The 20,732-nt window shown below is 35.6% G+C and carries 17 protein-coding genes and 1 other annotated feature; of the genes, 15 read left to right on the top strand and 2 right to left on the bottom strand.

Annotation, left to right across the window (positions count from 1 at the left end):
- Positions 1-5 precede the first annotated feature (5 nt).
- Positions 6-986, bottom strand: a complete 981-nt coding sequence (locus tag FEZ33_RS01570) for a 5-bromo-4-chloroindolyl phosphate hydrolysis family protein (RefSeq protein ID WP_138403631.1) — start codon at positions 984-986, stop codon at positions 6-8.
- A gap of 258 nt (positions 987-1,244) precedes the next feature.
- Here FEZ33_RS01570 and FEZ33_RS01565 point away from each other — a divergent pair, with 258 nt between their 5' ends.
- From FEZ33_RS01565 to rpsD, 8 genes are all read left to right on the top strand, one after another.
- A complete protein-coding gene (locus FEZ33_RS01565) occupies positions 1,245-1,826 on the top strand; it encodes an NUDIX hydrolase (RefSeq protein WP_171031240.1) in 582 nt (193 codons plus the stop codon).
- A gap of 1 nt (position 1,827) precedes the next feature.
- Positions 1,828-2,271 (top strand): hypothetical protein, encoded by a 444-nt coding sequence (locus FEZ33_RS01560; protein WP_138403629.1) that lies wholly within the window; start codon positions 1,828-1,830, stop codon positions 2,269-2,271.
- Between the two features lie 26 nt (positions 2,272-2,297).
- Complete coding sequence (locus tag FEZ33_RS01555) at positions 2,298-2,987, top strand: 5'-methylthioadenosine/adenosylhomocysteine nucleosidase (protein ID WP_138403628.1); 690 nt, start codon at positions 2,298-2,300, stop codon at positions 2,985-2,987.
- A 413-nt stretch (positions 2,988-3,400) separates the two neighbouring features.
- The gene (locus FEZ33_RS01550; protein WP_138403627.1) at positions 3,401-4,198 is read left to right on the top strand and encodes an amino acid ABC transporter substrate-binding protein; all 798 of its coding nucleotides are present in this window, start codon (positions 3,401-3,403) and stop codon (positions 4,196-4,198) included.
- A 36-nt stretch (positions 4,199-4,234) separates the two neighbouring features.
- Complete coding sequence (locus FEZ33_RS01545) at positions 4,235-4,864, top strand: amino acid ABC transporter permease (protein WP_138403626.1); 630 nt, start codon at positions 4,235-4,237, stop codon at positions 4,862-4,864.
- 334 nt (positions 4,865-5,198) lie between these two features.
- Entirely contained in the window at positions 5,199-6,623 is a 1,425-nt protein-coding gene (locus FEZ33_RS01540; protein ID WP_138403625.1) for an ABC transporter permease subunit, read from the top strand.
- 11 nt (positions 6,624-6,634) lie between these two features.
- Positions 6,635-7,300, top strand: coding sequence for an amino acid ABC transporter ATP-binding protein (locus FEZ33_RS01535; protein ID WP_138403624.1), 666 nt, complete (start codon positions 6,635-6,637; stop codon positions 7,298-7,300).
- A 215-nt stretch (positions 7,301-7,515) separates the two neighbouring features.
- The gene (rpsD, locus tag FEZ33_RS01530; protein WP_138403623.1) at positions 7,516-8,124 is read left to right on the top strand and encodes a 30S ribosomal protein S4; all 609 of its coding nucleotides are present in this window, start codon (positions 7,516-7,518) and stop codon (positions 8,122-8,124) included.
- Between the two features lie 220 nt (positions 8,125-8,344).
- On the opposite strand, the gene FEZ33_RS01525 is transcribed toward rpsD, so the two are convergent.
- Positions 8,345-9,355, bottom strand: coding sequence for a BMP family lipoprotein (locus tag FEZ33_RS01525; RefSeq protein ID WP_138403622.1), 1,011 nt, complete (start codon positions 9,353-9,355; stop codon positions 8,345-8,347).
- Positions 9,356-9,790: 435 nt separating this feature from the next.
- Here FEZ33_RS01525 and FEZ33_RS01520 point away from each other — a divergent pair, with 435 nt between their 5' ends.
- The 7 genes from FEZ33_RS01520 (at position 9,791) to FEZ33_RS01490 (ending at position 20,660) form a co-directional block, all read left to right on the top strand.
- Positions 9,791-11,515, top strand: coding sequence for a septation ring formation regulator EzrA (locus FEZ33_RS01520; RefSeq protein WP_138403621.1), 1,725 nt, complete (start codon positions 9,791-9,793; stop codon positions 11,513-11,515).
- Between the two features lie 168 nt (positions 11,516-11,683).
- Entirely contained in the window at positions 11,684-12,826 is a 1,143-nt protein-coding gene (locus FEZ33_RS01515; RefSeq protein ID WP_138403620.1) for a cysteine desulfurase family protein, read from the top strand.
- Between the two features lie 12 nt (positions 12,827-12,838).
- The gene (gene thiI / locus FEZ33_RS01510) at positions 12,839-14,056 is read left to right on the top strand and encodes a tRNA uracil 4-sulfurtransferase ThiI (protein WP_138403619.1); all 1,218 of its coding nucleotides are present in this window, start codon (positions 12,839-12,841) and stop codon (positions 14,054-14,056) included.
- Positions 14,057-14,136: 80 nt separating this feature from the next.
- Positions 14,137-14,631, top strand: coding sequence for a redoxin family protein (locus FEZ33_RS01505; RefSeq protein ID WP_138403618.1), 495 nt, complete (start codon positions 14,137-14,139; stop codon positions 14,629-14,631).
- 198 nt (positions 14,632-14,829) lie between these two features.
- On the top strand, positions 14,830-16,752 hold the full coding sequence (locus FEZ33_RS01500; protein ID WP_138403617.1) for a fructose-1,6-bisphosphatase: 1,923 nt from the start codon (positions 14,830-14,832) through the stop codon (positions 16,750-16,752).
- Positions 16,753-16,917: 165 nt separating this feature from the next.
- Positions 16,918-17,652 carry an NAD-dependent protein deacylase gene (locus tag FEZ33_RS01495; RefSeq protein WP_171031239.1) on the top strand — a complete coding sequence of 245 codons (735 nt, stop codon included), beginning with the start codon at positions 16,918-16,920 and terminating at the stop codon, positions 17,650-17,652.
- A 79-nt stretch (positions 17,653-17,731) separates the two neighbouring features.
- Positions 17,732-17,935: a binding site (T-box leader), on the top strand.
- Positions 17,936-18,023: 88 nt separating this feature from the next.
- A complete protein-coding gene (locus FEZ33_RS01490) occupies positions 18,024-20,660 on the top strand; it encodes a valine--tRNA ligase (protein ID WP_438942998.1) in 2,637 nt (878 codons plus the stop codon).
- Positions 20,661-20,732: the final 72 nt, after the last annotated feature.

The following is a 20,732-nucleotide window of genomic DNA, read 5'->3' as shown; positions in this document are numbered from 1 at the left end:
TTTTTCTACTCCTTCGTCTCGATGTCATCATCTTTGTCCATATTATTCCAATCTTCTAATATTTCATCAACCGATTTAGATGGATCATTTGTTTGCTGGCGATTTAAAGTACGGTTAGCTAAATTAATCTCGTCATCTAAATCTTGATAAGTCGCCTTGTGGAAGCTAATATAATCTTCAGTTAAGCGTTCAGCTAATTCTTCAATCGTCTGAGCACTTTTTTCTAGAATCAGATACGTTTGTTTGTTCTTAGCAATGTGTTCGCTCACTTCATTGTATTTCTCAGTTAAATCATCTAAGGAAGGGAGAATACGGTATATAACATCTCCGGCTTCACTGAAGCGTTTAGGTTCTTTGACAATATCTTGAAAGAATTGCTTACTTATTTCAATCGTATTGTGTCTAACATCAATGGCACGTAATTTAGCAGTAGCGTTCATTTGTTTTTCAATCGAGATAATATGTTCGCGTGCTTGGGCTAATTGTTCTCTAAAGTATGAAATTTCTTCATCAGATAAACCAGCTTCTTGATAATGTTGAATTTTATCTGTTGCTTTAGATCTAGAAAAAGGGTTTTTGGTAAATGATTTTGGCTGATTCACAAATATCTTATCAATGATAAAAGTCATAACTCCAAACCCAAAAAGGGTGGTTAGACATAAGATAAAGAGTAATACTATATTATTTATCATATGATAATCAACTTCAAAAATCGCATTAAGACCTGCCCCCGCAAGACTTAAAAGCGAAAATAAATAGACAATGGTTTGTAAGACATGGGGATTGTCATTAGTCAGATGGTTATATAGACGTGATAATGTTGAAATTGAGCCAAGGGTCATAACGATGACGATGGCTAGGTAAATAAGTGAGTATGGTAAAAATGTTGAGCCGGATAGCAGTATCCCAAGGAATAGTAAAATTATAATAATCATGGGAACATTTCTGCACTTACGACTTGATTTATTTGTATGTGGTCGTTTCATAATTAATCCTCCATTTTAATTTTTTTCTTTTTCATGTTCATCTTAACTAAAGTTTATCATAGAGCATTGAATCATTTATCGGACTAGAGACCCATATTTAAATATTGGGCATATAAATTTAATCAAAAAGTCATGCATTACACACAGAACTTGTCTATACTTACATTTAGAGAAGAATGAAAGGTGGATTGAAGTCTTTACTTGTATTATACAGGAAGAGGCGCTACAATTTGTCTTATATTTATTAGGAGGTACATGATGTATTCGAATCCAGAACATATCCCATTCTTACAAGATGAAGCTTTAAGAGAAAGTGAATTAATCTATGATGGGGCAATCTTACAATTATATCGAAATCAAATCGAATTAGAGAACGGGCAACTTGCTTACCGTGAATTAATTAATCATCAATCAGCGGTCGGTATTTTAGCGATCACACCTCGTGATACTGCAATACTTGTGAAGCAATATCGACCTGCAGTGGTCGATCACATTATTGAGATACCTGCGGGTTTAAGAGATTTTATTGAGGGTAGAGAAGAAGATGCACTCCTGGCAGCTAAACGTGAACTTGAAGAGGAGACAGGCTATCAGGCGAACGATTGGACGGAGTTAGGAAGTTATTATGTATCTCCGGGCTTTATTAATGAAAAGGTAACCGTATTTGTTGCGGAAGGCTTAATTAAAGTCGAAAATCCACTTGCTCAAGATGAGGACGAACAGATTGAATTAGTTGAATATACTCGTCAAGAAGTGAAGACTATGCTAGATAATGATGAAGTGAGGGATATGAAGACTACACTTGCTTTAAATTACTGGCTATATCAAAAGGGTGAATAAAATGTTTAATAGAAAACGAAATAGTGACTATGAAGATTATTTAGATTATGATAATAATCCAGAGGAAGAAGAGCTGGAATTTGATGAAACACGTGAATATCAGATCAATCCAGATGAAACATATGAGGAGAATCAGTGGCCAAGTGAAGAGGATTACTCCTATTATCAAGAGCAACAAGATGACTTCAATCCTGAATATGAAACGAGAAGTCAAAGATATGCAAATGATGAACAAGAAATTCCATATGAATCAAATTATGAAAGTGAAATACCAGAGGAATATACAGAAGAGAATGACGAGCAAGAAGCAACAAGAACGAGTCAAAACAATGCAATGCCAAGACGTGCGAAGTATAATGCACGGATCGATCGCTTCTTAAACAATGGTATTATCATTGTTGGCGTATTATTAATTATCGTGTTAGTCATTGCATTCTTACTATAAAATACATAAAAGAAAGAGGAATAATTATGATTATTGGGCTAATTGGAGCGATGGAAGAAGAAATTCGCGAGTTAAAAAAATCTATTACAAATCAAGAACACACTGAGCAATTCGGTGTAGAATTTATTAAAGGTAATTTGGAAGGCAAAGAAGTTGTTCTCGTATTATCAGGGATTGGGAAAGTAAACGTAACAATCACAGTGACATTATTAAAACAATTATTTAATGTGACACATATTATTAATACAGGGTCAGCTGGAGCACTGGACTCTGCTTTAGAAGTCGGAGATATTGTGATTGCCCATTCATTAACTTATCATGATGTCGATGTAACCGGCTTTAATTATGAGCTTGGACAAATGGCTGGAATGCCAGCGCAATATTATCCAGATACTGAAATGGTAAGAATAGCTCAAAATGCATGTCGTGAAATTGGCTTAGAACCTTATATCGGACAAATTGTTTCAGGTGATCAATTTGTTTCAACACAAGAACAAAAGTCAGAAATATTAAATAATTTCCCGTTAGCTCGAGCGGCTGAAATGGAATCTACTGCGATTGCTCAAGCAGCATATGTTATGGGAGTCCCATTTGTTATTATTCGTGCGATTTCAGATTCAGCTAATGATGAAGCTTCAGTTACATTCGATGAATTCATTGTTACTGCAGGTAAAGTATCTGCCACAATGGTGATGGCAACTGTTGCAGCCTTATAATTTACAATGTAAGGACGATGCCACCTAAGAAATTAGGGGGTATTTTTTTGTGGTTAAAAGACAAAATCAGTAACATTTATTAGAATTAAATTAAAACACTTGACTTTTTTGATTATATATCTTATTATAAGCTCATAAATAAAACAGATTGTTTCAAAGGACGAAGAGATAGGCAAGGTTATGAAAGAGAATTTGCGGTAGCTGAGAAGCAAAGCATAGCCCCCTATGAAGACACACCCTTTGTATAATAGTCAAGGTTGACCCTTTATCGTCAAAGTAATTCTATTACTTGCTGAGATAATTATTGCGAAATAATTATAAAAAAAGGTGGGACCACGTCGTAGACGTCCTTTAATCCAATTGGATTAAAGGGCGTCTTTTGTTGCTTTGATTTATAAAAAGGAGATAAGAAAATGAAAAAATTTGTATCGAAAATCAGTATGGTGTTTGTCGCTCTATTGTTATTATTATCCGTTTCAAAGCCAAGTTTTGCACAAGAAATAAATAAGGATGAAGGGGTAGTCATTGGTTTCGATGACACATTCGCACCTTTTGGTTTCAAAAATGAAGCAGGAGAGAATGTTGGTTTTGATATTGATCTAGCCAATGAGATTTTAGGTCGACTGGATATTGAATATTCTTTCCAACCCATTGATTGGAGTATGAAAGAAACAGAGTTAAATACAGGAAACATTGATATGATCTGGAACGGTTATTCAGTGACACCACAACGTGAAGAAGTAGTACTATTCTCTGATCCCTATATTCAAAACCGTCAAGTGATTATTGTTAAAGTCGATAGTGATATTCAATCCAAAGAAGATTTTGCTGGCAGATTAATCGCAACTCAAGAGCAATCTGCTTCATTAGAAGCAATTATGAATGAAGCTGACTTTGCTGAAGCATTAGATGGCGGTCAACCTGTCACATATCCAACGTTTGTTGAAGTATTTAGTGACTTAGACAACGGCCGCGTGGAAGGAATTGTCGTTGATGAATTATTAGCAACTTACTTCCTAGAGCAAAATGGGACGGCAGATCAATATCGAATTTTAGAAGAGAACTTTGGTGAAGAAGATTACGCAGTCGGTTTTCGTAAGACAGATGAAGCGTTTGTTGAAGAGTTTAATGCTGTGTTAGCAGAAATTATTGAAGACGACACATTTACAGAAATTAAATCACAATGGTTTAGTGATGTAGATAGCGAATAATATAACTAATGAGTAAGCTATAAGGAGCGAAAAGAAATGAACTTATCAATGTTACAACCCCTATATAATGGTTTCGTTACAACCTTTCAATTTTTCATATTCACGCTAATATTAAGTATTCCCCTAGGGTTAATAATTGCCTTATTAGCGCAGAGATTTTCGAAAACATTAGGGTTAATAGTGAATGGGTACGTTTATCTTTTTCGCGGGACGCCTTTATTGCTTCAAATGATGTTTATGTTCTTTGGTCTTCCATTTATTGGCATAGTATTGGGGCGGTTTGAAGCCGCCCTCATTACTTTAGTCTTAAATTATGCCGCTTATTTTGTTGAGATTTTTAGAGGTGGGTTAAATGCCATACCTAAAGGGCAGTACGAAGCCTTACAAGTTCTTTCAATCAATCGCTTCAATGGTTTAAAAAACGTCATACTTCCACAATTATGGAAAATCGTTATGCCATCCGTAGGGAATGAAGTCATTAGTTTGATTAAAGATACATCATTAATCCATATTCTTGGTTTAGAAGAATTATTAAAAGTAGGTCGAACGATGTCGAATCAACAAGCCAGTTTAATGCCATTTGTTTATGTAGCAATTATTTATTTATTATTTACAGGTGTGACAACATTGGTGTTGAGATTTATCGAAAGACGCATCGAAGCTTAAAATTAAAAAAACATTAAAATCATTGACTTTAACGTTGGTTTCTTTTACCATATTCTTAATAATAATTTATTTATGGATAGGTTTTAAAGATGGATTCCTTCATGAAAGAGAGTTTGCGGTAGCTGGAAAGCAAATCATGAAGCCATACTCACACACACCCTATCACAAAACATAAAACGTTTGACGCGTTATCGTCTCACTTTTGCTCATGTAGCATAAGTGATTAAGTTAATTACCGTGAGGTAATTATAAATGAAGGTGGAACCACGTCTCGACGTCCTTTGCTCCCAAACAGAGTGAAGGGCGTTTTTAATTTGTTTAAAGGAGTTTGAAAATGAAAAAATGGCTTAATTTATTAATACTTAGTATGTTGGTATTTGTACCCATCCAAGCAGCAGCTCAATCAGATATAACAATCCAACCTGGTGAGACAGTTACAGTTGGACTCGATTCAACTTTCGCACCTTATGGGTTTTTAGATGATGGTGAATATACAGGCTTTGACATTGAATTAGCTGAAGAAGTCTTTGACAACATGGGGGTTGATTATGAATTCCAATCCATTGACTGGTCAATGAAAGAAGCAGAACTGAATAACGGAAATATTGATATGATCTGGAACGGTTATTCAAAAACACCTGAGAGAGAAGAATTAGTACTTTTCTCTGATAATTATGTCGAAGGTCGCGTCGGTGTATTAGTTAAGAATGATAGTGAGATTCAAACGATTGCAGATTTAGAAGGTAAGAAAGTTGCGACTCAAGAAGGATCCTCTCAATTAGAAGCAATCAGACAACAACCAGGCTTAGAAGAATCATTAGATGGCGGTCGAGTGATTACTTTCTCTTCTTTTAATGAAGTCCTTCAAGAATTAGCTACAGGTCGGGTGGATGCGATTGTGGTTGCAGAATTAGTGACAAGATATTATTTCTCACAAAACGGTCAAGCAGGCGACTACCGCATGTTAGATGAAGACTTTGGAATAACTGAAACAGCCGTAGGTTTCAGACAAAATGAAACAGCCTTTGTTGAAGACTTTAATGTCGCTTTAAATGAGGTATTAATTAGTGAAGCTTATGAAGAAATAGAAAATCGTTGGTTCGCTGAATTAGGAGGCGATGAGTCTGCTGAAGAAGCAAATATGCTTGCACCATTATTGGATGCAGCCAAAACAACTTTACTCGTATTCTTTGTTGTTTTAATTGTCAGTATTCCACTTGGTTTGATTATCGCCTTATTAGAACAACGCGCACCAGCTTGGATAAAAGCAATCATCCAAGTATATGTATACGTCTTTAGAGGGTCGCCATTACTTCTTCAATTAATGGTTGTATATTTCGGCTTACCGTTTTTAGGTATTACACTAGACCGTGTGCCTGCAGCCTTAGCGACCATGATCATAAACTATGCTGCTTATCTAGTGGAGATTTTCCGAGGAGGCTTAAATGCCATTCCTCAAGGTCAGTACGAATCATTAAAAGTATTATCCATTAATAAACTAACGGGATATCGTCGAGTGATTCTTCCACAACTTTGGAAAGTGGTAATGCCTTCCGTAGGTAATGAAGTCATCAGTTTAGTAAAAGACACATCACTTATTTATATTCTTGGTTTAGACGAATTACTAAAAGTTGGGCGTTCATTATCTAATCAGTACGCAAGTATGATGCCGTACTTATATGTCGGTGTGATTTACTTAGCTTTAACAGGAATTGTCACAATTGTATTAAATCAAATTGAGAAGAGAATTGACTATTAGGAGGATTACAAATGAGTTTAATCGTAAAAGACGTTAGTAAACAGTTCGGGAATAATGTCGTAATAAGTAATTATAGTATGGAAGTTGCCCCAGGAGAAATTACAGTCATTCTAGGGGAGTCGGGAAGCGGGAAGACAACATTACTGCGTATGATCAATCACTTGGAAGAAGTTGATAAAGGTTCTATCTCGATTGATGATACTTACTTAGTTAAAGACGGAGAATATCAAGATAATCAATCCATTAAAGATTATCAATACAAGATCGGACTTGTGTTCCAAGATTATCAATTATTCCCAAACTTAAGTGTGACTGAGAATTTATTATTAGCCCCACTTTCGAATAAATTTGCTGACAAAGCTGTTTTAGAAGAAAGAGCGGCTTCATTGTTGGAACAAATGGGTGTCGGAGACAAAGGGGATTCTAAACCGAGCCAGTTATCAGGTGGGCAAAAGCAACGTGTTGCGATTGCGCGAGCGATGATGATGAATCCAAGTTTACTTTGCTTTGATGAACCAACCTCTGCCTTAGATGAGAAAACCGTCGGTAAAATTGCGGAATTAATTACACAATTATCCAATCAAGGAATTATGATTTTGATTATTACTCATGATAATGAATTAGTAAAATTATTAGGGGATGCAAGAGTTATTCGAACGACAGAATTTATCAAATAATGCTTGCTTTTGATACACCTGTTTGGTACACTAGCTCTTGTGTAAAATAATGCAGCGTTAAAACAGAAAGCGCGTCAACATTCTAAAACCTAATGAAATAAGTAGGGCATCGAGTAACCGCGGCTGCTAATGGTGAAAGTGAAAAGCAGAATGCACGCATTCGAGTTTTAAACAGAATTATTTTACTCCAAAAAACTTATTGGAGGAATTAAATTATGTCAAGATATACAGGACCATCATGGAAATTATCACGTCGTTTAGGAATCTCTTTAACTGAAACAGGGAAAGAAATCGCAAAACGTAACTATGCACCAGGACAACACGGGAACAACTCTCGTAGAAAAATCTCTGAGTACGGATCTCAATTACAAGAGAAACAAAAATTACGTTTCATGTACGGATTAAACGAACGTCAATTCGCTACATTATACCTACGTGCAGGTAAAATGGAAGGAAAACACGGTGAAAACTTCATGGTGTTATTAGAAACTCGTTTAGATAACTTAGTATACCGTTTAGGATTCGCTAATACACGTCGTCAAGCACGTCAATTAGTTAACCACGGTCACGTTACTGTAGATGGTAAGCGTGTTGATATTCCATCATACTTAGTATCACCAGACCAAGTTATTGGTTTACGTGAAAAATCTCAAGAATTAGCGTTAATCAAAGAGAACTTAGAAAACGTTGTTTCTCGTTTAGACTTCATCTCTTATGACGAAAACTCTAAAGAAGGTACTTTAACTCGTTTACCAGAACGTAGCGAATTAAATGCTGAAATTGATGAGTCATTAGTTGTTGAGTACTACAACAAATTAGGCTAATCTTTAGTAAAGATTTAATCACACATAGCAATTTACATAACGGGTGTCAGTTTAGAACGTATTCTAAACGGCACTCGTTATTTTCTGTCATAGGGTATAATAATAGGCTTACTTATTGCTTAAAATGAATGGATTATTAAAAAAGACAATCGAATATTAAAAAAGACAAAAAATATCAGGACCACAAAAGTGATCCTGATATTTAAATTATTAGTATATATTATTCTGGAGCATCTGGAACTTCAATGTCTCCGTCTATAATTTGTTGTTTGTAATCTTCGATGACTTCTAATGATTCATCGGTTAATCTTCCTTCTGCGATACCTACACCATCGTTAGCAAGGTTAAACCATTGGATGCCAGGTTCAAAGCCTTCTTCCATCATAGTATTACTGAAAGAGTGAATGGCATTCCCAGTGTTCTTTAAAGTAGAAGTTAAGTTGATATTGCGAGTTTCACCATCAATATCTACTTCACCTTCAGCACTTTGGTCTAAATCAACACCGATGACCCATAAATCTCGGTCAGGTTCAATACTTACTAAGTCTTTAGCTTCTGAGAATACACCGTTACCAGTAGGGCCTGAAGCATGGAAGATGACGTCAATATCATTCGAATACATCGTCGCAGCAATTGTACGACCAATTGATGGATCGGTAAAACTTCCTGCATATTGAATTTCGATATCAATAGAATCGTCGACGGCTTGAACACCCGCAACGAAGCCGGCTTCAAACTTATCAATAACAACGCCCTCAACACCGCCAACGAATCCAACTTTATTCGTTTGAGTCGTAGTCGCTGCAGCTACACCAGCAAGAAAAGCAGCTTCTTCATCGGCGAAGTTTAAAGAAGCAACGTTTGGTAAGTCAACGACTGAATCGACCATACCGAAGTATTGATCAGGATATTGTTCTGCAGTTTCCTGAACAGCTGGCTGTAATTTGTAGCCAATGGCAAAGATAATATCGATATTGTTTTGAGCAGCTAGATTTAGGTTTGTAATGTAATCAGCTTCAGTATCTGATTGGAAATAAGAAAAGCCATTCAAACCTTGTTCTTTGCTGTGTTCTTCACCCCAACGTTGCATGCCTTCCCAGGCACCTTGGTTGAAGGATTTATCATCAATACCTCCAACGTCCGTGACCATCCCGATACTAAAATCATCCTGGGCTTGAACACTTATAGTGGAGAGCATAAGTAAACTTGAGAAAAGTAATAAAGATTTCATTTATTTACCCAACCTTTCGAATATAATAAATATAGTATAGCATGTTTCTATAATAGAATTAGTATTTTTAATATAATAAATCGAATTTCAGTAATTTATTGAATTATTTACATATATAGTGATAATTTATAATCATTTCTGTTATTATAGTAAGTGTATGGGTGTACTATAGAACAATTTGACAGGTTTGGAATGATTTATATATACAAGTAGTATGATGACAAGTAAATATCTTGTCTATATTAGTACAGAAATAAAGTTGATTTAGATAAAAAGATGGAACATCGAGAACATAAACGATGTCATTAACGCTAATGCCTTTATTTATCTAGATAAATACTTTAATTAATGACTTGTAAATGCTATAATCTAGATTGACAATTTATGTAGTAAATTTAAAACACATATATATACTGATTGATGAGGAGCGAGACAATGAATTTAACCTTTACTGATATTTTATTTATCATCGTTATCCTCTTTCTTGTTGCATCGGGGGTTATTTTTTATCTAAGAACGCAGCGTGCGAAAGAGATTCGAGAACTAGAGAATCGTAAAGACGAGATGATGAGCATTTCAATTGCTGATCAGTTGTTTACGTTAAAGAATATGGACTTAGCGGGCCAAACGAAACGTAAATATGAAAGCCTTGTAGCAACTTGGCAAACTCTAACAAACTTCCAATTTACTGAAATTGAAGCGATGTTAGTTGGTGCTGAGCAATACAGCGAACAAATGAACTTAATGAAGGCTAAGACAGCTTTAGACGAAGCACGTGACTTACTTGATGAAACAGAAGTCCAAGTACACGATTTACATGATGAGTTAACGGCTTTACTAAAGATTAGTGAAGATAATCATGAACGTAATGAAGCGCTACTTGAACGATACAACACTGCTCGTAAAAGTATTATGAATCATTCATTTGACTATGGACCAGCCATTGAAACGTTAGAGAAAAACTTACAATATTTAGAGTTAAACTTTACTCGTTACAATGAATTAACAACAGCGGGCGATCATATTGAAGCGGATGATATGTTAGATACAATAGAAGCAGACTTAGGTAGCTTAGAAGACATTCTTGAGAAACTACCTTCAATGTATAACAAGATTAAGAAAGATTACGAAGATGCTTTAGAAGATATTCTTGATGGACACCAAAAAATGCTTGAAAGTCACTTTAACTTCGAAGGCGTGGACGTTCCTGAGAAAGCAGAAGAAATTCAAGAAAAACTGAACGAAGCGAAAAATCACATTAAAAATGCCGACTTAGTTGACGCGCAAACATTAATGGATAAAGCAGACCGTGAAATTAATTCATTATATGACTTTATGGAAGCTGAAATTGAAGCGAAGAATTATGTGAATACACATATTAATCAATTGCGCACGCGTTTCGAAGAAGTAAGAGAAAATAATCGTTATGCAGGGATTGAAGTAGACCGCATCGCGCAAAGTTATATCTTACACGAGAACGAAGTTGATCAAATCGGTGAATTAACTGAACAAATTAACGCAGAGTATGGACGTTTTACTGACACTGCCGGAACGATTGAATCCGATGGTGCAGTCTTTACTCAAGTTGCAGAACAATTAAGTCGTATTGAAAAGAATTTAAATGAATACGATAGCAAGCAACAAAAAATCGTTAAAGATTTAGGACAACTTAATGCACGCGAGCGTGAAGCGAAAACAAACTTAGATTCATATGAACTTGATTTACGTAACATGAAGCGACGCTTAGAGAAGCAACATTTACCAGGTTTAAGTTCTAATTACTATGAGATATTCTACAAAGTGACAGACGAGATTGAATATTTATCTAAACAACTAAATCGTGTTCGCATTGATATGGTTGAAATTGAAGGCTTAGAGAAACAATTAGCTGAAAACTTAAATAAATTAGATGAATTAACTGAGTCTACTGTCGATAGTGCAACACTAACTGAATATATGATTCAACATAGTAACCGATTCCGCTTTGACTATCCTGAGATGGATCAAGCCATTCATGAAGCAGAATACTTATTCTATGATGAATTCCGCTACGACGAAGCTTTAAATGTTATTGAAAAAGCTTTATACCGTGTTGACCGTGAAGGTCCGACTCAAGTTAGACGTATGTATCAACAAGAAAAACAAAATCGCGTATTCTAAACAATACAATAACCTTTGAATTTTGACTTTTAGTCGATTCAAAGGTTTTTTTTTATGTTTAGGAAATATTATATATACACTGACATCTAATCAAAGCTATGTTATAATGTTTGGTGCTGTTTTTAGAATAATTTTATAGATAAGAAAAATTGTAGAAGGAGAAATGCCATGTATTATTTCGATAATAGTGCAACAACAAAGCCGACAACTGAGATTCTGGATATTTATCAGAAAGTGTCATTAAATTACTTTGGGAATCCCTCAAGTGCACATAAACTTGGAGAAGAAGCTAAAGCTTTAATGACATCTGCACGCAGACAAATTGCTACAATATTAGGCTTTGAAAGCAATGAAATTTACTTTGCTTCAAGCGGGACCGAAGTGAATAACTGGGTCATGCAACCGATCTTAAAAGCAATTAAACAAATTCATCCTAATAGAAACAAAGTATTAATTTCTTCGATTGAGCATCCAGCTACAATGAAACAAATTCCACTATTAGAATCATTGGGTTACCAAGTGGAGCTGATAAACGTTGATGGCAACGGACAGATTGACTTGGCTCACTTTGAATCTTTACTAGATAATGAAGTTCTACTAGTGTCAGTCATGGGCGTAAACAATGAAGTTGGAGCGATTCAACCTGTTAAAGAAATCGCAACTTTATTGCAGAAATTCCCACAAGTGATTTGGCATATGGACGGCGTTCAGACCATCACTTCACAGATCGAATTACTGCGTGAACCACGCATTGACATGATTACTTTATCAAGTCATAAATTCCACTCAGTGCGCGGGGTAGGCATACTAGCCCATCGTCAACGTGTTCCTAACATGCCTTTACTTCATGGTGGTGGACAAGAGACAGGTAGACGTAGTAGTACTGAGAATTTAGCGGGAATAGTGGCGACAAGTCGAGCGCTAAGAAAAATGAATGAAATCCAAGTAGATACAAAAGAAAGATTAGCAGACTACCGCAGTAGAATTATTGATACGTTAACAAATCTTGATTGGCAGGTATTTGCTGAGGCAACTGGTAGTGAGCATATTGTCTGTGCAGCCTTAGCACCCGTTCCGGGCGAAGTATTATTACATGCCTTAGAAGAGCATGTTGTTTTTGTATCAACGACAAGTGCATGTGCAAGTCGCTCACACCAAGAACACGCGACGTTAAAAGCCATGAATATACCTGATGAGATTAGTAAATCAGCGATCAGACTGAGTATGGCACATACAACAACAGATAAAGACGTTGATTATTTACTTACAACCTTAGAACAAGTAACCGAACAATTTAAGAATTACGCCTAAAGGGGAGTTATAATGGAAGAAAAACAAATTAAAATTCATTACGGAGAATTATCGACAAAAGGTAAAAACCGTAAAATGTTCCAACAGAAGATGGCGGAACAAATTAGACATAAGACAAAACATATTGAACGTATTAAAATTTATCCAAACCGTGATTTTATGTTTATTAAATGCGAACAAGCAAGTTACGAAGAGCTCATTGAAGTATTAAAAGATATCCCAGGAATTTCACGTTTTGAACCAGTTTATCCTGTCGCAAAAGACATGGATGCAATTAAAAAAAGAGCTTTAGAATTATTTAGTGAATTGAATATTCAAGACGGTGAATCCTTTAAAGTAGTGGCTAAACGATCAGATAAAGAATTTGAACTTGATACGTACGCAATTCAACGTGAAGTCGGAGATGTTATCGGGGAAGCCTATCAAAACTTAGCTGTTAAGATGACACGACCAACCTATAAACTGACAGTGAGTATCCACCTTAAAGATGAAGCTTACTTAAGTTTATTATCCTACCCAGGACTACAAGGGATGCCATACGGTTCAAGTGGGCGCGGTATGTTAATGTTATCGGGTGGCTTTGATTCACCCATTGCAGGGTATTTAATGATGCGCCGTGGGATGGAGATTGAAGCCGTTCACTTCAGTAGTCCACCGTATACAAGTCCACAAGCTTTAGAAAAAGCGAAAAAATTAACCGCTAAATTAGCACACTTTGGAATGCCAATTAAGTTCCACAACGTCCCATTTGCTAAAATCCAAGAAGAAATCAAAGCGCATGTACCGGACAGCGAATCCATGACTGTAATGAGACGCTTTATGTTGCGAATCATGGATCAACTCATTGAACAAAATAATGCGGACGCAATTGTTAACGGGGAATCTTTAGGACAAGTCGCTTCTCAAACAATTAAGAGTATGCGTGTTATCAATGAAGTGACATCAACCCCGATCTTCAGACCATTAATTGCGACAGATAAAAACGAAATCATCGCCTTAGCTGAGAAGATCGATACCTTTGATATTTCAAATGAACCTTATGAAGATTGCTGTACAGTATTTGCACCAACAGCGCCTCATACGAAACCAAAACAAGAAAAAATTGAAGACTATGAACTTGCTCTAGATGTCGAAGCCTTAGTAAAAGATGCCGTTGAGAATACACACATCGAAAAAATCGATGAAGATTATATAAAAAACCAAGAAGCTAATTTTGCAAACTTACTGTAATAGGCAATCAGAATCTTTGAAGTATTCACTTGCAAGCGATATAATAACTATAGTATTAAAATATGAAAGGGAGTTATATCATGCAAGTAACATTTAAAGGCGATCCAATCGAAGTTAAGGGTACTCAACCTTCAGTAGGGGACAAAGCACCTAACGCAACAGTTACTAACAACAAAGGTGACAAAGTAGAATTAGCAGATGTCATTAAAGGCAATGTAACAATTCTAAGTGTTGTACCTGATGTATTAACTCGTACATGTGAATTACAAACTAAGAACTTTGCTGAGAAAACAGCTGACAAAGGTTATAAATACATTACACTAGGTCGTAATACAGTGGATGAATTTAATGAGTGGAATAAAGAAAACGAACTTAATGTTGATACTTATACGGATGCTGATGGAGAATTCGGTAAAGCGTATGGTTTAGATATTGAATTAGGTGGAGACGTTCGTACAACGCGTTCTGTATTTGTTGTAGATAAAGATGGAGTCATCCAATACAAACAAATCGTCGACGAGGTTGCTGACGAACCTGATTATGACTCAGCTTTAGAAGCTGCAGATAAACTATAATATAAGTTATATCCCAAAATACAATGACTAATTAACCGCCCAAATATTATTTTGGGCGGTTATTTTTGCTTTTAGCTATATTTTTGGCATGTAGAAGTAATATTAGACAAACATTTAGAAGGAATAAAATAAAATTATAATAAATATAAAGTCTTTTTGTAGAAAATGTACTATTATATATTAAAGGGGTGATTAGGAATGAATAATAAATACTATGCACTTTTAAAGGAGAAATTTCCGACTAAGGAAAGTGTACTAACAGAAATTATTAATTTAGAAGCAATTATGCAATTACCTAAAGGGACTGAGCACTTTGTGAGTGACTTGCACGGTGAGTATGTCGCTTTTAACCACGTTATGCGTAACGGTTCAGGGAGTATTAAGGAAAAGGTAGCAAGCTGCTTTAAAGACCGTGATAATGTAGATATTGACGATTTAAGCGTATTAATCTATTACCCAACAGGCAAGATAACATTGGAAGAGAATCGTTTAAATAGCGAAGAGATTATTCATTGGTATCGTAAACAAATTCATTTATTAATTGAAGTAACTTTATTCTCAAGTACAAAATATACTCGTTCGAAAGTGAGAAAGACGTTAGACTCACAGTACCGTTATATTATTGATGAATTACTTTCAGAATCGAATCCAGTTTCAAATAAAGAAGATTACTTTGATACAATTATTGATAAAGTCATTGAATTAGGGCAAGCGAAACCATTAATCCGTTCTTTATGTATTGCGATCCAACATTTAGTCGTTGATCATTTACACGTTGTTGGAGACATTTATGATCGAGGACCCGCACCAGATAAGATTATTGACCGTTTAATGGCCGTGCCAAGTATTGATATCCAATGGGGGAACCATGATATTATTTGGATGGCAGCGATGGCAGGTTCACTTGTTTCAATTATGAATGTGATTCGTATCTCATCTCGTTACAATAATTTAGATGTCATTGAAGAGTCATATGGAATTAACATTAGACCATTAATTGAGTATGCAGATAAATACTATGAGCCTATCGATAAATTCAATCCTAGACTGAGCGATATCAATGAAGTTTCTGAATTAGAATATCGAATTTTAAATATTATCCAACAAGCAACAAGTATTCTTCAATTGAAACTAGAGGGACAACTGTATACTAGACGTCCTGATTTTATGATGGAAAATCGTGACATGTTGAGTGCCATTAATCCAGAAAAAGAAACAATTAAGATTGAAGGAAAAGAGTATGCTTTAAGTAACTTCCATGCACCAACAGTAAACTGGGATAATCCTAATGAGCTAACAGAGGAAGAAGAAGCATTACTTGAGAAGCTAAAAGATTCATTCTTAGGAAGTGAAAAACTTAGACGCCACATTAACTTCTTATTGGATAATGGAGGAATGTATTTAGTTTACAATAACAACCTACTTATTCATGGTGGAATTCCAATGCATGAAAATGGCGACTTTAAATCATTACGTATTGATAATATGTCTTATGCTGGAAAAGAGTTACTCGATTTCTTTGAAACTCATGTTTACAAAGCTTTCATTAATAGAGAAGTTTCAGATGATTTCTCAACGGATATTATGTGGTATTTATGGTGTGGAGATTCGTCTTCCCTATTTGGAAAAGGTGCGATGAAGACATTTGAACGTTATTACGTCGAAGATAAGGAAACGCATAAAGAACCTAAGAACCCGTACTACCAATTAAGAAATAATGAGATTAATTGTTTAGATATTTTACATGAATTTGGGCTGGATAAGACAGCACATATTATTAATGGTCATACACCCGTCAAAGCAAAAGACGGCGAGAGCCCAATTAAAGGAAATGGTCGCTTGATTGTAATTGATGGAGGTTTCTCAAAACCATATCATTCACAAACTGGAATTGCCGGCTATACTTTATTATCAAACAGTTGGGGAATGCAGTTAGTAGCTCACCAACCATTTGATTCGATTGATGATGCGGTGATGAATAAGAAAGATATCGTATCAGTTAAACGTTTGGTTGATCGTGTAGAAGACCGAACAAGAGTTAAAGAGACAACCGTTGGCGAAAGACTTCAAAAAGAGATTGCTGATTTAGAGGAACTCTTTAAAAATTACGAGCGTTATTAATTAGAACTCTTTATTTTTCAGCAAAGTCATTTGTATGAAAAATAAAGAGTTTTTTAGTAATATGAATATTAACAATGACATCTTATTTTTCAGCAAAGTCATTTGTATGAAAAATAAAGAGTTTTTTAGTAATATGAATATTAACAATGACATCAGGAGGCTATTATGAATAATATTGAAAAGTTACAACAACAAATAAAAGATTCAAAGCGTATCGTCTTCTTTGGTGGGGCAGGTGTATCGACTGAAAGTGGGATTCCAGATTTTCGTTCGGCAGAAGGAATCTTTGTTCAAGAGACCGGTTACCAATATTCACCCGAAGAAATTATTTCGCACTCATTCTTTCAACAGCATCCTAAAGTTTTCTTTGATTTTTACTTTGATAAATTAATTTATCCTGATGCAAAACCAAATTCAACGCATCAATTTATTGCTGATCTAGAAAAGGTAAATAAAGACGTCACAGTCATTACACAAAACATTGACGGCTTGCATCAAGATGCGGGAAGTACGACAGTCTATGAACTGCATGGAACGGTGAGAGAAAATTATTGTCTAAAATGTCATCGAGAATTTACAATTTCAGAGTTAGAAAGAGATGCTGATGGCATTCCAAGATGCCCGGATGATCAAGGAATCGTTCGACCGAATATTGTCTTGTACCAAGAAGGTTTAGATCAAGATATTCTCAATCATGCGATTAAAGCTATTCAAGAAGCAGACATGCTAATCATTGGAGGAACTTCTTTAGTCGTATATCCTGCTGCTGGTTTAGTAAATTATTTTGGTGGCGAATATTTAGTGGTTATTAATAAAACAATCATTCTAGCGGGTCAACAAGGGGCTTTAACTTTCGAAGACAGTTTATCAAATGTATTTAACCAAATTGAGTTAAACTAAGTTGAATAAACTGTGTAAAATGAGCCGTCGGCTACTTGTAGAATGTAGTAAGATTTGATACACTATGTCTATATTTTAATACATTGCTAAGAAGAGAAGAGTAATCGACAGCACACTACAGAGAGGGAACAATCGGTGAAAGTTCCTAATGTTGATGAAGGTAGCTTGGAGCAATAAAGTGCGAAGATATTTTTGAGTGCTTTACGGAGATGACACTTCGATACGAACAAAGAGAATGAGTAATCATTAAATTAGGTGGTACCACGATAACGTCGTCCTATGTTCAGACATAGGACTTTTTTTGTGAGAAAAATAAAGTGATACGATTTAATAATGCATACTAAAAATAATTATACTTAGAAAGGATTGACATAATGAGTAAAAAAGTATTATCAACTAAGTACCAACCGCAAGAAGTTGAAGCGGGCAAATATGAACAATGGCTAGAAAAGGGTGTTTTTAAACCGAGTGAGAATCCGAATGCAGAACCTTATTCAATCGTTATTCCACCTCCTAACGTGACAGGTAAACTTCATTTAGGACATGCTTGGGACGTTACTTTACAAGATATGATTATCCGTCAAAAACGTATGCAAGGTTACGATACGTTATGGTTACCAGGAATGGACCACGCCGGAATCGCAACTCAAGCAAAAGTTGAAGCAAGATTACGTGAACAAGGTGTTTCAAGACATGACTTAGGTCGTGAGAAATTCTTAGAAAAAACATGGGAATGGAAAGAAGAGTATGCTTCACACATTCGTGAACAATGGGGAAAAATGGGGGTATCTGTTGATTACTCTCGTGAAAGATTCACCCTAGATGATGGCTTAAACAAAGCGGTTAATAAAGTATTTGTTAAATTATACGAGAAAGATTTAATTTATCGCGGTGAATACATCATTAACTGGGATCCAGTAGCACAAACAGCTTTATCTGATATTGAAGTTATCCATAAAGATGTTCAAGGAGCATTCTACCATGTTGAATATCCAGTTGTTGGTTCAGATGAGCGTGTAGAAATTGCGACCACTCGTCCTGAGACGATGTTAGGAGATACTGCAATTGCAGTTCATCCTGAAGATGAACGTTACCAACACTTAATCGGTAAGACTGTTCTATTACCTCTAATGAACCGTGAAATACCAGTTGTAGCCGATGAATACGTGGAACGTGAGTTCGGAACAGGTGTGGTTAAGATTACACCAGCGCATGATCCTAATGACTTTGAAGTAGGAAATCGTCATGACTTAGAACGTCTAAATGTGATGCATAAAGATGGATCAATTAATGCTAACGGTGGAAAATACGAAGGCATGGACCGTTTCCAAGCACGTAAAGAAGTAGTTAAAGACTTAAAAGAACAAGGTTACTTAATTAAAGTTGAAGAACACCTACACTCTGTAGGACACTCTGAAAGAAGTGGGGCTGTTGTAGAACCATATCTTTCAACTCAATGGTTCGTAAGAATGGAACCTTTAGCTAAACAAGCGATCGATAATCAAAAGACTGATGATGCGGTAGAATTCTTCCCACCAAGATTTAATGATACATTTATTACTTGGATGGAGAATGTTCATGACTGGGTTATCTCACGTCAATTATGGTGGGGACATCAAATTCCAGCTTGGTACCATAAAGAAACAAATGAAGTATATGTTGGTGAAGAAGCACCATCAGATATCGAAAACTGGGAACGTGATGAAGACGTATTAGATACTTGGTTCTCATCTGCATTATGGCCATTTTCAACGATGGGTTGGCCAGAAGAAACTGACGATCTTAAACGTTACTTCCCAACAAATACGCTAGTAACTGGATATGATATCATCTTCTTCTGGGTAAGTCGTATGATCTTCCAATCATTAGAATTTACTGGTGAAAGACCGTTTAAGAATGTTTTAATGCATGGTTTAATTCGTGACCCTGAAGGACGTAAGATGAGTAAATCTTTAGGTAACGGAATTGATCCAATGGACGTAATTGAAGAGTATGGTGTGGATGCATTACGTTGGTTCTTAGCGAATGGTTCAGCGCCAGGGCAAGATGTTCGTTATATTCCAGAAAAACTATCATCAGCATGGAACTTTATTAATAAGATATGGAACGCAAGTCGTTATGTATTAATGAATGTGGATGATATGACGCTTGATGAAGTTCAGATTGGTGATGATATGACCTTAGCGGATCGTTGGATCTTATCACGTTTACAAACCGTAACAGAAAATGTTACTCGCTTATTCGATAAGTTTGAGTTTGGTGAAGCGGGTCGTGTGTTATACCACTTTATTTGGGATGATTACTGCGATTGGTATATCGAAATGACAAAAGAAAACTTACAAGATGATAGTACAGACAATACAACAACGAAAAGTATTTTAGTATATGTTCTAGACCAATTCTTACGTCTATTACATCCAATTATGCCATTCGTGACTGAAGAAATTTGGCAACAAATTGCTCCCGCAGACGAGTCAATTGTTGTATCAAACTATCCAACTGTACAAGATAAGTTCATTGACAAAGATAGTGAAGAAGCAATGACGAAATTAATTGATATTATTCGCTCAGTTCGTCAAATTCGTAATGAGATGAATACACCACTTTCAAAAGCGGTTGATTTATACATCAAAGTAACAGACGAATCAGATCGTAACGTATTAGAAGATAACATTGCTTATATTCACCGATTCTGTAACCCAGAGCATTTAGAAATTGGTAGCGAAGTTGAAACACCAAGTGAGGTTGTAACACAAACTTTACCATTCGCGCAAATCTTAATGCCATTAGAGGGCTTAATTAAGATTGAAGACGAAATCAAACGTCTTGAACAAGAGAAAGCTAAACTAGAAAAAGAAGTTGAACGTTTAGTTAAAAAATTAGGTAACGAAAACTTTGTTAAAAAAGCTCCTGAAGCCGTTGTAAATGAAGAACGTGCTAAAGAAGCAGACTATAACAAACAATTAACTGCAGTTACCGAAAGAATTGCAGAATTAAAAGCACTATAAAAAAAAACGAGTATTCCCTAAAAGAAACAATTGGGCAATGAACAAGAAGTATTATTTTCAGGGGAGTTAATA

Source organism: Ruoffia tabacinasalis (assembly GCF_005864045.1).
Taxonomy (GTDB): Bacteria; Bacillota; Bacilli; order Lactobacillales; family Aerococcaceae; genus Ruoffia; species Ruoffia tabacinasalis.
Note: the sequence above shows the minus strand (reverse complement) of the source record. Positions and strands in the feature narration are given on the sequence as shown.

Bases quoted from the DNA above. Each gene is read 5' to 3' on its own strand.
- thiI (WP_138403619.1), top strand. From the start codon at position 12,839: ATGGAAGAAAAACAAATTAAAATTCATTACGGAGAATTATCGACAAAA.
- FEZ33_RS01515 (WP_138403620.1), top strand. From the start codon at position 11,684: ATGTATTATTTCGATAATAGTGCAACAACAAAGCCGACAACTGAGATT.
- FEZ33_RS01505 (WP_138403618.1), top strand. From the start codon at position 14,137: ATGCAAGTAACATTTAAAGGCGATCCAATCGAAGTTAAGGGTACTCAA.
- FEZ33_RS01560 (WP_138403629.1), top strand. From the start codon at position 1,828: ATGTTTAATAGAAAACGAAATAGTGACTATGAAGATTATTTAGATTAT.
- FEZ33_RS01545 (WP_138403626.1), top strand. From the start codon at position 4,235: ATGAACTTATCAATGTTACAACCCCTATATAATGGTTTCGTTACAACC.
- FEZ33_RS01535 (WP_138403624.1), top strand. From the start codon at position 6,635: ATGAGTTTAATCGTAAAAGACGTTAGTAAACAGTTCGGGAATAATGTC.
- rpsD (WP_138403623.1), top strand. From the start codon at position 7,516: ATGTCAAGATATACAGGACCATCATGGAAATTATCACGTCGTTTAGGA.
- FEZ33_RS01525 (WP_138403622.1), bottom strand. From the start codon at position 9,355: ATGAAATCTTTATTACTTTTCTCAAGTTTACTTATGCTCTCCACTATA.
- FEZ33_RS01570 (WP_138403631.1), bottom strand. From the start codon at position 986: ATGAAACGACCACATACAAATAAATCAAGTCGTAAGTGCAGAAATGTT.
- FEZ33_RS01555 (WP_138403628.1), top strand. From the start codon at position 2,298: ATGATTATTGGGCTAATTGGAGCGATGGAAGAAGAAATTCGCGAGTTA.
- FEZ33_RS01550 (WP_138403627.1), top strand. From the start codon at position 3,401: ATGAAAAAATTTGTATCGAAAATCAGTATGGTGTTTGTCGCTCTATTG.
- FEZ33_RS01520 (WP_138403621.1), top strand. From the start codon at position 9,791: ATGAATTTAACCTTTACTGATATTTTATTTATCATCGTTATCCTCTTT.
- FEZ33_RS01500 (WP_138403617.1), top strand. From the start codon at position 14,830: ATGAATAATAAATACTATGCACTTTTAAAGGAGAAATTTCCGACTAAG.
- FEZ33_RS01565 (WP_171031240.1), top strand. From the start codon at position 1,245: ATGTATTCGAATCCAGAACATATCCCATTCTTACAAGATGAAGCTTTA.
- FEZ33_RS01495 (WP_171031239.1), top strand. From the start codon at position 16,918: ATGAATAATATTGAAAAGTTACAACAACAAATAAAAGATTCAAAGCGT.
- FEZ33_RS01540 (WP_138403625.1), top strand. From the start codon at position 5,199: ATGAAAAAATGGCTTAATTTATTAATACTTAGTATGTTGGTATTTGTA.